This is a genomic window from Marinobacterium sp. NO-S09 (assembly GCF_059179545.1).
In genome coordinates this window covers 817,076-835,238 of sequence record NZ_CP168954.1, presented here as the reverse complement: position 1 = coordinate 835,238, position 18,163 = coordinate 817,076, and the positions used below count along the sequence as shown (strand labels likewise).

The window sequence follows — 18,163 nt, the reverse complement described above, 5'->3', positions numbered from 1 at the left end:
GCGTTAAGGAACACACCATGACAATAACCGCACGCCGAATTGCAGTCCTGGCCTGCCTGTTGCCAACCCCATTATTGGCCGAAGAGCCTTCCGATCTTCCTACCTGGGCGGCGGAACCTCTGGACCGTGCAGAGACAGTAATGAGTGGCTGGGTGGATTCTTCAGCGCGACGGCTGGACAGCCTCTTTGGTACCCCGGAGAGTCTGGATATCGACAACGAGTCCTACCTGCGTATCAGCCAGGAGTCCTTGTGGCAGGAATCGGAAGGTTTCGACACCGATCTGAACCTGCGTTTTCGTCTGGACCTGCCCACCAGCAAGGATCGCCTGCGCATCCTGATTGAAAGTGACCCCGAGGAGTCCCTGGGCACATTGGATGAGCAAGGTACGGATGCCCGACTCAGTCAGCGTGTGGAAAATGACAACTCTATTCTGGGGCTTGCCAAACTGGATCCGGCGGATAAGCGTGAGCGCTGGAGTTATCGCTACGGTGCTGGTATCAAACTGCGCTTGCCCATTGATCCTTACGTCCGTGTCAGCGGTGAGCGCCAATGGCAGTTTGCCGACAGCCCCTGGCAACTGAACAGCAACAACCGCGCATCCTGGTTCAATAGTGACGGTTACTCGGCACGCAGCAGCTGGTCACTGACACGCCCGCTGGATGAGCGGCGCACACTGCGTTCCTACACCAAGTTCCAGTGGCAGGAGGAGGAAGACACACTGGAGTTCTCCCAGCGTTTTGATATCTCACGCAAACTGGATGACCGCAGCAGCCTGCGCAATGGTTTGATCATGGTGGGAGAAAGCCTGTCAGACCCGCACTTCAACAATTACTACCTGCAGAGTTGGTACCGACGCGATATCCACAGGGGCATTCTGTTCATGGACCTGATACCTGAGCTTCATTTCCCGCGCGATTCCGATTTTGACCCGCGCTGGGCAGTGACGCTCAGGTTTGAGCTGTACCTGAGCAAATCCATCGACAGCTTTTAAACATTATCTGCGTTGGCCTCGAAAACGCTTTTAGCATCACTTTCAGACACAAAAAAACCGGATGCCATCACAGCATCCGGTTTTTTATTAGCCCTTTGGCTTGCAGATATCAGACGTCCAGGAAGTCCAGGATGCCTTCAGCGGCCTTGCGGCCTTCATCGATAGCCGTTACTACCAGGTCTGAACCGCGCACCATGTCACCACCGGCAAAGACTTTGTCGTTGCTGGTCTGGAAGGCAAAACGATTCGCATCCTGCGGCTGAGCCTGGGTCTTGATACGACCATCTTCGTGCAGGTCGATACCGAAGTCAGCGAACCAGGGCGCCGGGCTCGGACGGAAACCGAAGGCCACCAGTACCGCGTCAGCGGCTAGTACTTCTTCAGATCCCGGTACCACTTCAGCGCGGCGGCGGCCGTTTTCGTCCGGCTCACCCATGCGGGTTGCCACAACCTTAACACCCGTTACCTTGCCGTTTTCGCCGACCACTTCAACCGGCTGACGGTTGAACAGGAACTGGACACCCTCTTCGCGAGCATTTTCTACTTCGCGCTTGGAGCCCGGCATGTTCTCTTCGTCACGACGGTAGGCACAGGTCACTGACTCGGCACCCTGACGGATAGAAGTACGGTTACAGTCCATGGCGGTGTCACCACCACCCAGTACTACAACCTTCTGGCCTTTGACGCTGATGTACTCGGAGGCGTCTTTTTCAAAGCCCAGGCAGTGGTTCACGTTGGAGATCAGGAACGGCAGTGCATCGTAAACGCCATCCAGGTCTTCACCCGGGAAGCCACCTTTCATGTAAGTGTATGTACCCATGCCCATAAAGACGGCGTCGTACTCGTCCATCAACTGCTGCATGGTCACATCGGTGCCCACGTCAGTGTTGAGACGGAATTCGATACCCATCTCGGTGAACACTTCACGGCGACGGCTCATCACGCTCTTTTCGAGCTTGAATTCCGGGATACCGAAGGTCAGCAGACCACCGATTTCCGGGTTGCGGTCAAAGACCACTGGCTTGACGCCGTTGCGCACCAGAATATCGGCACACCCCAGACCTGCCGGGCCAGAACCGATAATGGCGACCTTTTTGTCGGTCCACTGCACCTTGGACATATCCGGCTTCCAGCCCATGGCGAAAGCGGTGTCCGTGATGTATTTCTCGACAGAACCGATGGTGACAGCACCAAAGCCATCATTCAGCGTACAGGCACCTTCACACAGACGGTCCTGCGGGCACACGCGGCCGCAGACTTCCGGCAGGGTGTTGGTCTGATGGCTCAGCTCCACCGCTTCCATGATGTTGCCTTCGGTGACAAGCTTCAGCCAGTTGGGGATGAAGTTGTGTACCGGGCACTTCCATTCGCAGTAAGGGTTGCCGCACTCCAGGCAACGGTGTGACTGGTTGGCTACGTCCTTTTCCTTGAACGGCTCGTAGATCTCGGCAAACTGCTGTTTGCGCACGTCCGCCGGGATTTTATCCGGTCCCTGACGGCCAACATCGATAAACTGAAAATCGTTATTCAGACGGTTAGTCATTTTACCACCTCGTCCGGCACCCGCCCGCAGGCAGGTGCAGCTGTTAGTCGTTCTCTGTGCTTACTCGGGACGTACACGCACAGTGTTCAGAAGTTCATTCAGGCTTGCTGCCTTGGGCTTAACCAGCCAGAACTTGCCGCAGAAGTCATAGAAGTTGTCGAGGATCTCCTGACCCCAGGCACTTCCGGTTTCTGCCGTGAACTCCTCGATCACCAGGCGCAGGTGGTGCTTGTACGCTTCCATCTGCTCGGTACCGATGCGGTGGATATCCACCAGTTCGTGGTTGTATTTGTCCACGAAGCTGTTGTCCATATCCAGCACATAGGCGAAGCCGCCCGTCATACCGGCACCGAAGTTGTAACCGGTTTCACCCAGTACTGTGACCAGACCACCGGTCATGTATTCACAGCAGTGGTCGCCGGCACCTTCAATCACGGCGTGACAGCCAGAGTTACGCACACCGAAACGCTCACCGGCACGGCCCGCTGCGAACAGCTTGCCGTTGGTCGCACCGTACAGACAGGTGTTACCGATGATGGCGGTTTCGTTGGACTTGAACGTCACGGCATCGAACGGACGCACGACGATCTTGCCGCCCGCCATGCCTTTGCCCACGTAGTCGTTGGCGTCGCCTTCCAGCAGCAGGTTCTGACCACCGGCGTTCCAAACACCGAAGGACTGACCAGCGTGACCCTGGAAGCGGAAAGTGATCGGCGCATCATTCATGCCCTGGTTGCTGTGCAGACGCGCAATCTCACCGGACGTGCGTGCACCGACAGAGCGGTCGCAGTTGGTGATCTTCAGCGTCCACTCACCGCCCTGCTTGCCGGCAATCGCATCGCGTGCCAGTTCCAGCATTTCAGTGTTCAGCGTACCGGCATCGTAAGGCTCGTTGCGCGGCTGCTGGCAGGTGTGCGGATACTCTTCCGGTACACCGGCGTTGCCGATGATCGGTTCCAGATCCAGGTTGGCATGCTTGGCAGTGGTGCCTTCCAGGATTTCCAGCAGATCAACACGGCCAATCAGCTCGTCGAAGCTGCGCACGCCCAGCTGAGCCATCAGCTGGCGGGTTTCTTCAGCGATGAAGCGGAAGAAGTTCTTCACCATTTCCACGGTACCGCGGAAGTGGTCGTTACGCAGATCTTCACGCTGGGTTGCAACACCGGTAGCACAGTTGTTCAGGTGGCAAATACGCAGGTATTTACAGCCCAGTGCGACCATCGGCATGGTGCCGAAACCGAAGCTCTCGGCACCCAGCATGGCCGCCTTGACCACATCCAGACCGGTTTTCAGACCACCGTCTGTCTGCAGGCGGATCTTGCCACGCAGCTGGTTGGCACGCAGTGCCTGCTGCGCGTCCGCCAGGCCCAGCTCCCAGGGAGAACCGGCATGGTGGATGGAGGTCAGCGGAGATGCAGCGGTACCGCCGTCGTAACCGGAGATGGTAATCAAATCCGCGTAGGCCTTGGCCACACCACAAGCGATGGTGCCAACACCCGGGCGCGATACCAGCTTCACGGATACCAGACCTTCAGGGTTGATCTGCTTGAGGTCGAAGATCAGCTGCGCCAGATCCTCGATCGAGTAGATATCGTGGTGCGGCGGCGGCGAAATCAGCGTCACACCTGGTACGGAGTAACGCAGACGCGCGATCAGGTCGTTAACCTTGCCGCCCGGCAGCTGGCCGCCTTCACCGGGCTTGGCGCCCTGGGCAACCTTGATCTGCATGACATCGGCGCTCATCAGGTATTCCGGTGTCACACCGAAACGACCAGACGCCACCTGTTTGATCTTGGAGCGCTTCATGGTGCCGTGACGGGCCGGGTCTTCACCACCCTCACCGGAGTTGGAGCGACCGCCCAGCTCGTTCATGGCAACCGCCAGTGCTTCATGCGCTTCCGGAGACAGAGCCCCCAGTGACATGGCCGCACTGTCGAAACGCGGGAAGATGTTTTCAACCGGCTCGACTTCGTCCAGCGGTACCGGCTTCAGCCCCTTCTTCAGGCCCAGCAGGTCGCGCAGGGTTGCAACGCCACGGTTGTTAACCAGCTCGGCGTAGCGCGCGTAGGCACGTGGATCACCGCTGGTTACGGCTTCATGGATGGTGCGAACCACGTCCGGATTGTAGGCGTGATACTCGCCATCGTGGACATACTTCAGCAGACCACCCTGCTGGATCGGCTTGCGCGCGCTCCAGGCCAACTTGGCCAGCTCGGCCTGCTCACCCTGGAAGTCGGCAAAACGCGCACCTTCGATGCGGCTGCAGACACCACGGAAGCAGAGATCAACCACTTCACTGGACAGACCCACCGCTTCGAACAGTTGAGCAGCACGGTAAGAAGCAATGGTGGAGATACCCATCTTGGACAGGATCTTCAGCAGGCCCTTGTTGATGCCCTTGCGGTAGTTTTCGTGCGCCTGCATCGGCTCCAGACCCAGTTCGCCGGTGCGGCACAGATCGTTGAGCACACGGTAGGCCAGGTACGGATACACGGCTGTGGCACCGAAGCCGAACAGAACCGCCATATGGTGCGGGTCACGTGCGGTCGCGGTTTCCACGATCAGGTTGGTTTCGCAACGCAGCCCCTTTTCCACCAGGTGATGGTGCACCGCGCCTGTGGCCATGGACGCATGGATCGGCAGCTTGCCACGAGACAGATAGGCATCGGTCAGGATCAGCAGAACCTTGCCGCTGCGAGCCGCTTCTTCAGCCTGGTCACACAGATTACGGATTGCCTGCTCCAGACCAATTTCCGGATCGTAGTGCAGATCCAGCTTCTGTGACTCGAAGCCCTCATGCGGGCAGTCACAGAGGTAACGGAACTTGTTGGCGGACAGTACAGGTGTCGTCAGGATAATACGGCGGGCGTGTCCCGGCGTTTCCTCGAATACGTTCTGCTCGGCGCCGATGCAGGTTTCCAGCGACATGACAATCGCTTCACGCAGCGGATCAATCGGCGGGTTGGTTACCTGCGCGAACTGCTGACGGAAGTAGTCGTATGGTGAACGCACCTTGTTGGACAGCACCGCCATCGGCTTGTCGTCACCCATGGAGCCAACGGCTTCCATACCGGACTCGCCCAGCGGGCGCAGTACCTGGTCACGCTCTTCGAACGTTACCTGGAACATCTTCATGTACTGCTTGGTCTCTTCCGGTGACATCTCGCGGAAGGACTGGGACTCCATCTCGAAGTTCATGTGCTGTTCGAGACGGATGGCGTTGTCTTTCAGCCACTGCTTGTACGGGTGACCGGACTTGAGCTTGTTATCCACATCCGCAGTGTGCAGCACTTCACCGGTCTGGGTGTCGATAGACAGCATCTGACCCGGACCCACACGGCCCTGAGACACGATATCTTCCGGCGCGTAATCGAATACACCGATCTCGGAAGCAGTGCAGATGTAGCCGTCACGGGTCATCACCCAGCGAGACGGACGCAGACCGTTACGGTCCAGCATGCACACGGCGAAACGACCATCGGTCATTACCATGCCCGCGGGGCCATCCCAGGGTTCCATATGCATGGAGTGGTAGTCGTAGAAGGCACGCAGATCGGAGTCCATAGTCTCAACGTTCTGCCACGCCGGCGGTACGATCATGCGTACAGCCTTGTAGATGTCCATACCGCCGACCAGCAGGAACTCCAGCATGTTATCCATGCTGGAAGAGTCGGAGCCGGTGGTGTTGACGATCGGCTGCAGCTCGTCCAGGTTCGGCAGCTGTTCGGTAACGAACTTGGTGCGACGAGAACGTGCCCAGTTACGGTTACCTTCGATGGTGTTGATTTCACCGTTGTGCGCCAGAAAGCGGAACGGCTGGGCCAGCGGCCAGCGCGGTGCCGTGTTGGTCGAGAAACGCTGGTGATAGGTACAGATAGCCGTTTGCAGACGCGGATCGTTCAGGTCCTGATAGAACACCGGCAGATCTACCGGCATCATCAGGCCCTTGTAGGACAGAACCTTGTCGGACAAGCTGCAAATGTAAAAATCGGGATCTTGGTTGAGTGCGTTTTCGGTGAGGCGGCGGGCGGTAAAGAGGCTAACGGCAAATTCACGATCGTCTTTGCCATTTGAATTGATGAATACCTGCTCGATTTGCGGCAGTGTATCCTTCGCGATCGGCCCCAGACATCCTTCATCGGTGGGAACCTCACGCCAACCGGCGACTTGAAGTCCCTGTGCCTCCACAGCGGCATTCAGCTCCTGGCGAGCAGCCTCCGCCAATGCAGGTTCACGGGACAGGAACACCATGCCCACGGCATAGTTTTCACCCAGTTCAACGCCTTGCTCGTCTTTCATGACTGCACGCAGGAAGCTGTCAGGTTTCTGCATCAGCAGACCACAGCCATCCCCCGTCTTGCCGTCCGCAGCGATACCCCCGCGGTGAGTCATGCAAGCAAGTGCTTCAATCGCCTTCTCCAACAAGTCATGACTGGCCTGGCCCTGCATGTGAGCCATCAGGCCGAAGCCACAGTTGTCTTTGAACTCTCCGAGGCGATAAAGACCTTTGTTCATAAGCCGACCTCACTAAAAACATCTTTTTAATCAAATAGTTATATGTATTCCTTTCTCCCGGGGTTCGCTTGACGGGCAAAAAGGGGATGCAATTTTACATGCGCCGACCCGAAAGAACAAATTTTATCCAACCGATCAAGCGCTTGACAGGGCCAAAAAAAATGGCGCCTGCTGGCGCCATTTTTTATATAACTTATTGATTTTTCTTCTTTATATCGGCTTTAACACCGGCAATAGAACGTGCCCAGGGACGCAATTTTTGCAACGCTGCCGGTAGCCCCGAAACGGCATTCAAGGCCGAATTTCGGTCTGCATACTGCCCATACACCACAACATGCCAGGGCTTGCCCTTGAAGATCGTACTGAAGTAATAGAAACGCTCGGGCTGTGTCTGCGCATCCAGAAACGCCTTCACGCTCTTCTCTTCGCGTGCTCCCAGCATCTGCAGGGTATAGCCTCGATCCGGCCAGTTCAGCAGCTCGGGTTCACGCTGGTACGCCTGGGCCACACCTGAAGACGGCTGAGCCTGCGGTTCCGGTTTAGGTTCCGGTTTAGGTTCCGGTTTAGGTTCCGGTTTAGGTTCCGGTTTAGGTTCCGGTTTAGGTTCCGGTTTAGGCTCCGGTTTGGGCTCCGGTTTGGGCTCCGGTTTGGGCTCCGGTTTGGGCTCCGGTTTGGGCTCCGGTTTGGGCTCCGGTTTGGGCTCTGGCTTGGGCTCTGGCTTGGGCTCTGGCTTGGGCTCTGGCTTGGGCTCTACCGGCGTTGCTGGTGTCGCATCTTCGGCAGCATCAAGGTTGTCAGAGTCCTGCGATGGCTCCCCCTGATTTACAGTAGCGTTCTGCTCGGCATCCGCGTTCAACACCGGCTCAACAGGTGTCGCGACTTGCACTTCAGCCAACTCCAGTGTTTTAACCGGGGCTTCCGTATCTGCAGCAGACACCACCGGCAGCGGCAGGCTGACACGTTCAGTAACGACCGGTACTTCCTCATCTTCAGGCAGGTATTGCCAGATGGCAACAGAGAACACCAGCAGCAGAATCAGTGCCGAAGCCGTGATATGCAGGGGCGGCAAAACCATGGGCATTTTTGCCGAACGACCGCCATCCTTCCGCAAGTGCTCGGCTGCCAATGTACGCAGACGGCCCGGGCGGCCTTCAGCCTTTTCCACCAGGGTGCGTAACTGGCGCGCACCCAGCTCCACCCCATGCGGCAACAGAGATTCAAGATACTCCGAGGATTCCGCCGCAGTAAACGCTTCCAGACGCTCGATGTGAAGGTGCCCATCCATTGACTGGGCCAGCCCCAGGTCCTGAAAACGCTCCTCAAATGCAGGTGAGCCGGTCATCAGCAGGCGCGGTGCAGCGCCTCGTTCTGCCGTCACAAAATTGATCAGCAGTTCCAGCGCGTTGTTGGTGAGGTAGTCTGCATCGTCGATCAGGAGAATCAGGGGCACATCATCATCAGCCAATTGACGCGCCTTGGCGTGTAGTGCAGAGAGACGCAGACGATTATCATCCTGCACCTGCAGATCCAGTGCTGATACCAACTGAGTGAGCACGGCTGTCACATCAGTGCTGTCATCCAGCTGCAAGTGCGCAACCACATCCGCACTCTGGTGAGGGTCCGGCGCCAGTTGCTGCAACAATGCTGACTTGCCACTTCCGGTTTCCCCTGTAATAAGCAGAAGGAAATCCGAGAAGCGCATCAGGTGCTTCAGCTTCTCCCGCTGCTGCAGGCGAGATTCCGGTTCAAAGTAGTCCAGCGCATCAGCCATGATGACCTGCTATTCCTGTTAAAGTTGACCCAGTTGCGCCCCGGCAGACAGTGTTTCGTCCAGTTTTTCCACGGGGAACTCTGATGTGACAACACCCTGACCCAAAGATTTCAGCAACACAAGGCGCAACTGACCATCCAGCACCTTTTTATCCACAGCCATAAGGTCTTTGAAACGCTCTGGTGTCATCGTTTCAGGCGCGACAACCGGCAGCCCAGCCGACTGCAGCAGGGTTTTGACGCGGTCAAGATCCGCCTGGGACAACCAGCCAAGACGGGCCGACAGATCAGCTGCCATCAAGGTGCCAGTCCCAACGGCTTCTCCATGCAACCATTGACCATAGCCCTGGTCGGTTTCGATCGCATGACCAAAGGTATGCCCCAGGTTGAGCAACGCGCGGATACCGGACTCTCGCTCATCCTGAGCTACGATTTCCGCCTTTATTTCACATGAGCGATAGATCGCATAGGCAAGCGCCTCGGGATCACGTGCACGCAGGCCAGCCATATTGGCTTCCAGCCAGCTCAGGAAGGCTTCATCGTAGATCAGACCATACTTGATCACTTCGGCCAGACCCGCCGACAGCTCCCGCTCAGGCAGAGAGTTCAACACATCAGTGTCGGCAAGCACCTGCTGCGGCTGATGAAAAGCCCCGATCATGTTTTTACCCAGAGGGTGGTTTACACCGGTTTTCCCCCCCACAGAGGAATCGACCTGAGACAACAAGGTTGTCGGCACCTGGATGAAATCAACGCCACGCTGATAGCTGGCGGCGGCAAAACCAGTCATATCACCCACAACACCGCCACCCAGCGCAATCAGGGTTGTAGTGCGGTTATGACGTTTTTCCAGCAGCGCATCGAAAATTCGGTTGACGTGCTCCAGATCCTTAAACTGTTCGCCATCGGGCAAAATCATCGTATCAACCTGATAGCCGTCCAGCTGCTGCAGGAGCGTTTGCAGATACAAGGGCGCCACGGTCTCGTTACTGACCACCATCACCTGACGTCCCTTGATATGAGCCGGTAGCAGCTGTTTGGACAACAGGCCCTGCCCGATCTGAATGGGATAACTGCGTGCGCCAAGATCAACGCTCAGTGTTTGCATCGTGGAGAGTCTCCGAGGAAGGATTTATTCAACTGATTTTAGCGGCTGCTGACGTCGAGAAAAGCGAACGATGTCATTCACCACCCCTCTGGGACGTCGTCGATCGGTTTTAATGATCAGATCACAGCAGGAACGGTACAGCGGATCACGCTCGGCAATCAGCTTTTCCAGAACAGCGCGGGGGTTCTCGGTCTGCAGCAAGGGCCGGTTACGATCCTTTGCCGTTCGTTCCAACTGCTGCTCGATTGAGGTATGCAGATAGACCACCAGACCTCGGCTTTGCAGATGCTTACGGTTCGCTTCGCGCAATACCGCTCCGCCACCCGTTGCCAGGATAATATTATCCCGCTGTGTCAGTTCATCGATGGCCTGCTCTTCACGCTGCCGAAAGCCTTTTTCGCCTTCAACATCGAAAATCCAGGGGATATTGGTACCTGCCCGGGCCTCAATCTCACGATCCGAATCGAAGAATTCAAGCCCAAGCTCTTGAGAAAGCAAACGCCCTATGGTGCTTTTGCCAGCACCCATAGGGCCAATTAGAAACACATTCAAGTTGTTACTGCTCTTGTACTTATCGTCTGAATTTATTTACCGTCTAAGCGACTCTCGGATCATCTGTGGAGTAATAAAGATCAAGAGTTCCTGTTTCTCACTACTGCTCATTCTGCTCTTAAACAAATGCCCAAGTACCGGGATGTCACCCAAGAATGGAGTTTTAGAAACATCCTCAACAGTTTGATTTTGTAGTACACCACCAAGCACTATCGTTTCACCGTCACCAACGACAATTGAAGTCTTCAGCTCTTGGCGGTTAATCAAACGGTTACCAAAGGTACCATACTCTTCACCGATAGAGTCTTCAGTGATCGTCAAATCAAGCAGTACCTTATCCCCTGGAATGATCTGAGGGATAACATCGAGCTTCAGGACAACTTCTTTCCACTCGACAGTTATATCTCCATCACCATCAACTGTTTGAAAAGGCACTTCCTGACCGGCCTTGATCACCGCCGGCTTACCATTGGTTGTGATAACCTTGGGCTGAGACACAATCTCCAGGCGACCGTCTGTTTCCATTGCCAGCAGCTCGCCAGACAACAAGAAACTTCCATCAATAAACCCAAAAGCAAGCCCAGAAGTTGCTGCTTCCAACCCCATATCTACCAGTAGGTTACTGGGTATCTGCTGTGTAGCTCGGTAAGCTTCAAGGTCTTCTCGGTACTGATCCATACCTTCTTGAGTCGCACCGAAGTAATCAGCAGGGTTTGGCTGAACCACACTAGGATCATGCGTATACGGTGTTTCACCCATATTTGGTGAGCCACCAATCACATAGTTATCTCCACGGTAGCCAGCCCCCCAACGAACGCCGAGTTCCTTGGCAGCAGAATCGGTAGCTGTTACCAGGCGAGCCTGAACCATTACCTGAGCTACCTCAATATCGAAACGCTTGATCACATCTCGGATCTCGGCGATTTGCTTCGGTGTTTCGCGCACCATCAGGGTATTGGTTTCATCATCGGCCATCACAAAGCCACGCTCGGAAACCATTTTAGCTTCCATAACACGTTCTTTGATCTCTGATGCTTTACGGTAGTCGATCTGAATAAAGTCAGTTACTAACGGAGCAATTTCTTTTTCCTGCTGCTGGCTTTGCAACTCAACCGCTTCGCGTTCTGCGATTTCTTCTACAGTACCAACAAGTAAAACGTTGCCTGCTTCCCGCTTGTCCAGCCCCTTAGTCTTAAGAACAATATCCAACGCTTGATCCCAAGGCACATTTTTCAGGCGCAGAGTAATATTACCCTGAACGTTATCACTGACAACCAGGTTTTTCTCGGAAACCTCTGCAATGATCTGCAGCACAGTTCGGATTTCAACATTCTGAAAGTTCAAGTCGATCTTTTCTCCAGTGTATGGGAAAAGATTCTTCTGCTCTTCCTTTTCAGCAGGCGTGAGCGGTTTGAAATCCAAGACCAACTGACTACCACTCTGGTAGGCCATGTAGTCGTAAGGCATCGCTGCAGGCTTGATCAGAATACTTGCATGATCACCCTTCACCATGGTGTCGATGAAATTGACCGGAGTCGCGAAGTCCTGAACATCCAGACGCTGCTGCATATCGGACTTCAGGCCTGCGCCAATCAGGTTAACAACGATATTGCCACCTTCTTCAACGATATCCAGACCCACATCGGCACTGCTAAGATCAACAGTAATACGCCCAACATCACCTTCCAGGCGATGGAAATCGACACCCTGTACGCTGGGTGCATTGTTATCCATGCGCGCACCGCTTGAGCTCTGCTGCGCGCGTGCTTCGGCAGATTGCAGTACCGGCTGAGTAACGCCACTGCCGACTTCGAGAAACAGACGGTTTCCTTCAATACGGGTTTTGTAATCTGCAACACTACTGAGGTTAGCTACCACTCGCATACGATCATTGGCTTCTGCAAAGTGGAGACTATCAATGCTGCCGGAACGAACGGAGAGCATTTTGGCAGCCATGGCGCTGCTGGCATCCCAGAGATCCAAAACCAAACGCGGTGGTTGCTCGATCAGATAAGCCTTGGGCTCAGAGGGAGCCGAATCGAAGGTCATCTGCACTTCCACCGACTTGCCCGGCAGGGTTGTAAAGTCCACATCCTGCAGGATTGCTTCGGCCAGAGCACTACGCCCCGTCAGTGCCGCTACACTCACCACCAGCCAGAAAGGGATGAGACGTCCAGTCCGCATTCGGTTTTTTTGTGTCTGTCGATATGTATTCACGGTCTGCATCCTTATCAATCCTGCTTTTCAAGCGACAGAGTGCGTGGACGCTGCATCCACCCGCCACGTCCGTTCGAAATAATTTCTACCAGTTCGAGCCCTCGTTCACTGATGTCAACGATTTCACCATAATCGTTGCCCAAGTAGTTTCCTTGGTGCACGCGGTGTACTTCGTTGTTTGGGTCTCGAACCAAAGCCCAGAGTTCTTGCTCGCCTGGCTGGGTGATAATGCCCACCATCTCCAGCTGTTCAACGGCAAATTCTTCCAGGTATTCTTTGGGCCGATTAGTATCAGGCTGAACCCCATCATCCGGCAGCTCTTCACGCTTGCCCTGATTCCGTATCAGAGGACGGAAAGGGTCTCGCAGGCTGGCGCCTTCATAGACAAAGCTTTCATAGGGCTTAAAGGTCGGCAGAGGTTCTATCTTGCCACTGGGACGGGCCTGCTGTTCTCGCGTGTAGCGTTCCAGGTCCTCAGTATCATCAACCCAGATACAGCCAGTCAGTGGCAACATCAACAGCGCTGCCAAGCCCAGACGCAGGGTCCTTTTGCTGTTACTTGGTGTCATCATAACGGTAGGTCTTCGCGCTGATTTCCATTGACAGAGCATTATTTTCATCTTCAGAAGGCTGCAAGGCAAAGTCATGTAAAGTCACGATTCGCTTAATCGCCGCAACACCGCTTACGAACTCGCCCATCTGGTGATAGTCACCCCTGACTTGAATACGTATAGGCAGCTCGACATAAAACTGCTCTTTACGCTCCGGCTGCAGTGCAATCAGGTTGAACTCCAGACCTGCCTGACGACCGATTTCGGTGATATCTTCCAGCAAGCCCGGCACTTCCTTCTCAGTTGGCAGCTGTTTCAGCAACTCGGCAAACCGCCCTTCCACATCCGCCATCTGCTTGCGAAGTGCATCAAGACTGGCCACTTGAAAGGCCTTGCGCTGGTACTCGTTTTTGAGGTCATGCTCCTTAGCGATCTCTTTTTCCAAAGCATCATGTTTGTCGCGTACCAGAAAATGCAAACCAGCACCGACCACAATCGCAAACACCAGCATATATACAACCGCCTTGACGCCAATCGGCCAGTTACCGGCCTGATTGAAATCCAGATTGTTGGGATCAAAGCCCTGGAAGGCCTGTTTGAGGGCATTACCCGCCATTACTTCGCCTCCTCAGTATCTGGCCGCGTCATTTTGACCTGCAGATTGAAGCGCTTCTGCTCATCCGATTTATCCACACGACTCAGGTCAGGCTCATCAAACCAGATGGAGCTGCCCAGCCGGCGCATGAGTTCGGAAATTTCATCGTTATCATCAGACATGCCGTCGACTGTAATTTCTTCTTCACGACGTGTAAGCGAGTTGTAAAAGGTTCCATCCGGCAACACTCGTACCAGCTCATCAAAGTTACGTACGATTACCGGCCGGTTACCCTGCAGCTCCTGAATGGCATTCAGGCGCTCCAGAAGACGCTCACGTTTTGAACGCAGCTCATTGATTTCCTTGATCTTGCGATCGAGCTTGGCAATTTCCGTTTTCAGGTAGTTGTTCCTGGCATCCTGACGATCCATCTGCATGTCGTAGTAGTAGCTGACACCCAGAACTACCAGCCCGCCCAGCACAGCAGATGCGACCAGATTGCCTATAAAGCGCTTCTGGAGTCGCTCGTTTCGTTCTTCTCGCCAGGGCCTGAGGTTAATACGCGCCATACATAGTCCCTATGATCCCTAAATATCGAAGCTTCTCAACGCCAGACCACAGGCTTTCAACAAGCCTGGCGCGTCTTTTTCCAGACGGGCTGGATTGATCTTGGCATCCACTTCCAGGTTGCGGAAGGGATTGGCTATATCGGTAGCGACACCGATCTCTTCTTCAACCATGGCGGGCAGTCCCTCCATACCGGAGGTACCGCCTGCCAGATAAAGCTTGTTCAACTGACCCTGTGAGCCAGACGAATAATAGAACTGCAGCGCTCGAGATACCTGCTGAACCACAGTCATGCGGAAAGGCAGTACCAGGTTTTCCATGATATCTTCCGGCAGCTCACCGCTATGCAGCTGTTTCTCGACTTCGGCAATTTCCATACCGTTCGTCTGATGAATCATGTTGGCGAGATCATTACCGCCAAACGCCTGCTCACGGTTGTAGATAATCTTGCTGCCCTTGAACACGTTTAGCGTCAGAGTCGCTGCACCGATATCAACAATCCCGATAATGGGAGCGTTACTCAGGTCGGTTTCCAGCAGCGGGAGGGTGCGTTCGATAGCGTAGGTATCAATATCGATCACTTCGCACTTGAGCCCTGAGCCATTAATGGCATCTTCACGTGCGTCAGTATCATCACGACGACAGGCCACCAACAGGATTTCATTCAGCTCGGGTGCCTTGTCCACAGGCCCCAGTACTTCAAAGTCCAGTGCGACTTCATCCAGCGGGTAGGGAATAAACTGGTCAGCCTCGATCTGCACCTGCTCTTCCAGGTCCAGGCCGGCAAAGGCGTTGCTGATTTCAAGGTGTTTGGTGATGACGGCAGAAGAGGGAACGGCGGTTACTGCGTGACTAAGTTTGCCGCCACAAAGTTTAAGGCCTCGCTCGACGGCATCAGACACTTCGCCCGGAATTTCAACGTTACCATCAACCACAGCGGTAGGTGGCAAGGCAACGGAGGCATAACCCTCGATTCTATATGACTGTCCGTGTTGACTGAGTGCAACAAGCTTGACAGAAGAGGAGCCTATATCCACTCCCACCCAGCCGGCAGACTTTGGCTTGAGAAAGCTGAGCACGACATTTTCCTTATATCAGTCAGGTGAAGTCCCGCAAACGCTCACAATGTAGCCTGTATTGGGCACAATTTAAACTGTCGGTTCATTCTGGACCCGCCAGCACACACCTATATAATGATCCAGCTCTATATTTTTTTCGCTAATCTTGAAGGGCAGCATGCGAATTCTCAAACGTATTTTCAAATGGCTCGCAACCCTGTCGCTGATCGGCGTCTTTCTGGGAGTTGTCGCTTTATCGGGGGCATATCTCTATTTCAGCCCAGAAATGCCGGATGTGCAAACACTGCGACAGGTGAAATTCCAAACGCCACTGCGGATCTATTCCAGCGATGACAAACTGATCGCGGAATTTGGCGAAAAGAAACGCGCCCCGGTGAGTTTCGAACAAATTCCTGACGATTTCATTAAAGCGTTGCAGGCAGCAGAAGATGCCCGCTTTTTTGACCATTTCGGTATCGATATTCGCGGCTTGACCCGAGCAGCTTTCCAGCTGGCTTCAACCGGGCGCATTCAGAGCGGCGGTTCGACAATCACCATGCAGGTGGCAAAGAACTTCTTCCTTACTCGCGAGCAAACCTTCAAGCGCAAGTTTGTTGAAATCCTGCTGTCCCTGCAGATCGAGCGTGAGCTGGATAAACAGGAGATCATGGAACTCTATATCAACAAGATCTATCTGGGCCACCGCTCCTACGGCATTCAGGCCGCTGCCAATACCTACTACGGTAAGAACATCGATGAGCTGAGCCTCGCTGAGCTGGCCATGATCGCCGGTTTGCCCAAGGCGCCTTCAGCCTTCAATCCGATCACCAACCCTGAGCGTGCCAAAGAACGTCGCGACTGGATTCTTGGTCGCATGCTCAAGCTGGGCTACATCGACACCGCTGCCCACGATGTCGCTATCAAGACACCGGTCCACGCCCGCTACCACCGCAGCGATATCGAGCTGAATGCGCCTTACATTGCCGAGGTGGTGCGACAGCAGCTGTTCGAGCTTTACGGTGAAGACCTGTATACCGACGGCTACCGTGTGTGGACTACCGTCAACAGCCGCATGCAGGCAGAAGCCACCGCAGCCGTCCGTCGCGGACTGCTGGATTACACCGAACGCCATGGCTACCGCGGCGCTGAAGCCAGTATCGATATTGAATCGCTCAGCCCGGCCGATCAGCTCAATGCTCTGCAGAATCATACTGCCTATGCAGGACTGGAACCGGCACTGGTGCTGGCCGTGGACGCAGAGGGCGCAGACCTGCTGCTACGTGACGAAACCGAGGTACGTTTGGACTGGGCCGGCATCAAATGGGCGCGCCCTTTCCGCAGCATTCACTGGACAGGCCCGGCACCCAAAAAGCCTGCCGATGTCGTCAGCGCCGGCGATGTCATTCGCGTTATGAATGATGCCGAAGGTAACCTTAAGCTGACCCAGCTGCCCGAAGTACAGGGTGCGCTGGCAGCCCTGGCCCCTCGGGATGGTGCCGTACGCGCACTGGTGGGTGGTTTCAGCTTCTACCACAACAAGTTCAACCGGGCGACTCAGGCCTACCGCCAGCCCGGCTCCAATATCAAGCCGTTCCTTTACACGGCAGCGCTGGAAAACGGCTTTACCCCCGCCTCCATCATCAACGATGCACCAGTGGTGTTTCACGATGTCAGCCTGGAAGGTGCCTGGCGCCCCGAGAACGACAATGGCGAATTCAACGGCCCAACCCGCCTCCGAGAAGCGCTGTATCGCTCCCGTAACCTGGTCTCCATCCGTTTGATGCGTGCGCTGGGGATCGAGCAGGCACGCCAGTTCATGCTGCGTTTTGGCTTCGAGCCCGACCGCTTCCCGGCCAACCTGTCACTCTCCCTTGGCAGCGCCTCGGCCACACCACTTCAGGTCGTAACGGGCTATGCCGCGCTGGCCAACGGTGGTTTTCGCGTCGAACCCTACCTGATCAGCCACATTACCGACGCCGAAGGCAATATGCTGCTGAAGGCCAACCCGCTGAAGGCCTGCCCGGAATGCGAAGGCGATACCGGTGAGCAGGATACAACCACAACAGCTGAACCAGTAGTTACTGAACCTGCCCCCTCTGAGCCTCAGGCAGCAGAGGGCGAGATCGCGGTGACTTCAATTCTTCAGCCCGCCGATGCTCCCCAGCAACCTCGGTATGCCGAGCGCATCATCAGCCCGCGCAACGCCTTCCTGATGTATGACATCATGAACGATGTTATCAATCGCGGCACCGGACGCCGTGCTCTGGCATTGAAACGCTCTGACCTGGCCGGCAAAACCGGTACCACCAACGAGCAGAAGGATGTCTGGTTCAGCGGCTTCAACACGGAGTTGGTCGCCACCACCTGGGTCGGCTTTGACCAGCCAAGCCCGTTGGGACGCGGCGAGTATGGCAGCAGCCGAGCCCTGCCGATCTGGATCGACTTTATGGAAGATGCGCTCGATGGCGTGCCTGAGAATCGGCCTTCGGCACCGGCGGGCGTAGTGCGTATTCGCATCGATCCGGCCAGTGGCAAACGCGCTTACTCCGGTCAGGATAATGCCATCTATGAGTACTTCCGTACCGAGGATGTACCCACTGAAACGGCTCACAGCCCGGAGCAGCAGATGCAGGCACCGGCCACTGAAGCCATCTTCAGTTACTAATCGCCCCGACCTCCAGACTCAGGCATAAAA

12 protein-coding genes are annotated in these 18,163 nt (G+C 55.2%); 2 read left to right on the top strand and 10 right to left on the bottom strand.

What is annotated here, in order from left to right:
* The first annotated feature begins 17 nt into the window (after nt 1-17).
* Nucleotides 18-992, top strand: a complete 975-nt coding sequence (locus tag O3C79_RS04010) for a hypothetical protein (protein WP_494384901.1) — start codon at nt 18-20, stop codon at nt 990-992.
* Between the two features lie 109 nt (nt 993-1,101).
* Here the strand turns inward: O3C79_RS04010 and O3C79_RS04005 are convergent, their stop codons facing one another.
* The 10 genes from O3C79_RS04005 to pilM form a co-directional block, all read right to left on the bottom strand.
* Nucleotides 1,102-2,535, bottom strand: a complete 1,434-nt coding sequence (locus O3C79_RS04005) for an FAD-dependent oxidoreductase (RefSeq protein WP_494384900.1) — start codon at nt 2,533-2,535, stop codon at nt 1,102-1,104.
* A gap of 60 nt (nt 2,536-2,595) precedes the next feature.
* Nucleotides 2,596-7,050 (bottom strand): glutamate synthase large subunit, encoded by a 4,455-nt coding sequence (gltB, locus tag O3C79_RS04000; RefSeq protein ID WP_494384899.1) that lies wholly within the window; start codon nt 7,048-7,050, stop codon nt 2,596-2,598.
* A gap of 193 nt (nt 7,051-7,243) precedes the next feature.
* Entirely contained in the window at nt 7,244-8,821 is a 1,578-nt protein-coding gene (locus tag O3C79_RS03995; RefSeq protein ID WP_494384898.1) for an SPOR domain-containing protein, read from the bottom strand.
* 18 nt (nt 8,822-8,839) lie between these two features.
* Complete coding sequence (aroB, locus tag O3C79_RS03990) at nt 8,840-9,928, bottom strand: 3-dehydroquinate synthase (RefSeq protein WP_494384897.1); 1,089 nt, start codon at nt 9,926-9,928, stop codon at nt 8,840-8,842.
* Nucleotides 9,929-9,952: 24 nt separating this feature from the next.
* On the bottom strand, nt 9,953-10,480 hold the full coding sequence (gene aroK / locus O3C79_RS03985) for a shikimate kinase AroK (RefSeq protein WP_272941707.1): 528 nt from the start codon (nt 10,478-10,480) through the stop codon (nt 9,953-9,955).
* A 36-nt stretch (nt 10,481-10,516) separates the two neighbouring features.
* Nucleotides 10,517-12,697, bottom strand: a complete 2,181-nt coding sequence (locus tag O3C79_RS03980; RefSeq protein ID WP_494384896.1) for a type IV pilus secretin PilQ — start codon at nt 12,695-12,697, stop codon at nt 10,517-10,519.
* Nucleotides 12,698-12,711: 14 nt separating this feature from the next.
* Nucleotides 12,712-13,269, bottom strand: a complete 558-nt coding sequence (locus O3C79_RS03975; RefSeq protein ID WP_494384895.1) for a pilus assembly protein PilP — start codon at nt 13,267-13,269, stop codon at nt 12,712-12,714.
* Nucleotides 13,253-13,864 (bottom strand): type IV pilus inner membrane component PilO, encoded by a 612-nt coding sequence (locus O3C79_RS03970; protein ID WP_494384894.1) that lies wholly within the window; start codon nt 13,862-13,864, stop codon nt 13,253-13,255. Before O3C79_RS03970 ends, O3C79_RS03975 begins: the two co-directional genes overlap by 17 nt.
* Nucleotides 13,864-14,412, bottom strand: coding sequence for a PilN domain-containing protein (locus tag O3C79_RS03965; protein ID WP_494384893.1), 549 nt, complete (start codon nt 14,410-14,412; stop codon nt 13,864-13,866). Before O3C79_RS03965 ends, O3C79_RS03970 begins: the two co-directional genes overlap by 1 nt.
* Nucleotides 14,413-14,430: 18 nt before the next feature.
* The gene (gene pilM / locus O3C79_RS03960) at nt 14,431-15,489 is read right to left on the bottom strand and encodes a type IV pilus assembly protein PilM (RefSeq protein WP_494384892.1); all 1,059 of its coding nucleotides are present in this window, start codon (nt 15,487-15,489) and stop codon (nt 14,431-14,433) included.
* A gap of 157 nt (nt 15,490-15,646) precedes the next feature.
* Between pilM and O3C79_RS03955 the strand changes: the two genes are divergently transcribed.
* Nucleotides 15,647-18,133 (top strand): penicillin-binding protein 1A, encoded by a 2,487-nt coding sequence (locus O3C79_RS03955; protein ID WP_494384891.1) that lies wholly within the window; start codon nt 15,647-15,649, stop codon nt 18,131-18,133.
* The last annotated feature ends 30 nt before the right edge of the window (nt 18,134-18,163 follow it).